This is a genomic window from Methylobacterium sp. WL12 (genome assembly GCF_008039475.1).
GTDB lineage: Bacteria > Pseudomonadota > Alphaproteobacteria > Rhizobiales > Beijerinckiaceae > Methylobacterium > Methylobacterium cerastii.
Genome location: NZ_VRUW01000219.1, coordinates 1 through 988, shown reverse-complemented (window position 1 = coordinate 988; position 988 = coordinate 1). Strand labels below are relative to the sequence as shown.

Here is a 988-nt window from a genome sequence, read left to right as displayed (position 1 = left end):
GTGATCCTCCCCCGGTTCCACGGACACGGGGTTTAGCTCGCGTTCCGTTCGGCTTGCTCGGGTGTGATGTATCCGAGGGCCGAGTGGATGCGCTGCCGATTGTAGTAGCCCTCGATGTAGGCGAACAAGTCGCGTCGGGCCTCGTCCCGGGTCGCCCATCGTCTCTGGTGGACGAGTTCGACCTTGAGCGTGTGGAAGAAGCTCTCCATCGGGGCGTTATCGTAGCAGCAGCCTGTCCGGCTCATGGAGGGCGTCGCCTTCATGTCGGCGAGCTGCGCTCTGTAGGCCTCGGCGGCGTACTGGCTGCCGCGATCCGAGTGACAGATGAGGCCGGCCCCCGGTCGCTGCCGTTGGGTGGCCATCATCAGGGCGGCCGAGGTCAGCTCGGTCCGCATGTGCTCGCGCATGGACCAGCCGACGATCTTGCGGGTGGCGAGATCGAGGACGGCGGCCAGGTAAAGCCAGCCCTCTCCGGTCGGCAGGTAGGTGATGTCCGCCAGCCAGACCGTGTTGGGTAGCGCGGCCGAGAACTGCTGCTTCAGGAGGTTGGGCGCGATCGGCAGATCGTGACGGCTGTCGGTCGTGCAGGGCCGGTATCGACGTCCTGCCAGGGCTCGGATGCCATGACGGCGCATCAGGCGCTCCACCCGCCCACGACTGGTCGTTCGCCCCTCTGCGCGCAGGACGGCATGGACCCGAGGCGAGCCGTAGCGCTTCTGATGCCCAACATGGATTCGGCGGACGTCGTCGAGAAGGCGACGGTTGGACGCCGACCTCGCACTCTCGGGACGGGATCGCCAGTCGTAGTAGCCGCTGTGAGAGACTTCGAGCACGCGGCACATGAGACGCACCGGCCAGGTGCTCGCATGCTGCTCGATGAAGGCGAACGTCACTTGGGCATCTCCGCGAAGATGCCGATCGCTTTTTTTAGGACGTCGCGCTCCATGCGCGTCCGGTCGAGTTCACGCCGCAGGCGAGTGATCTCGGC

1 pseudogene is annotated in these 988 nt (G+C 65.9%); it reads right to left on the bottom strand.

Annotated features, from left to right (window positions below):
• Window positions 1-32: 32 nt before the first annotated feature.
• A pseudogene (locus tag FV226_RS27595) lies at window positions 33-988 on the bottom strand (IS3 family transposase); the annotation flags it as partial.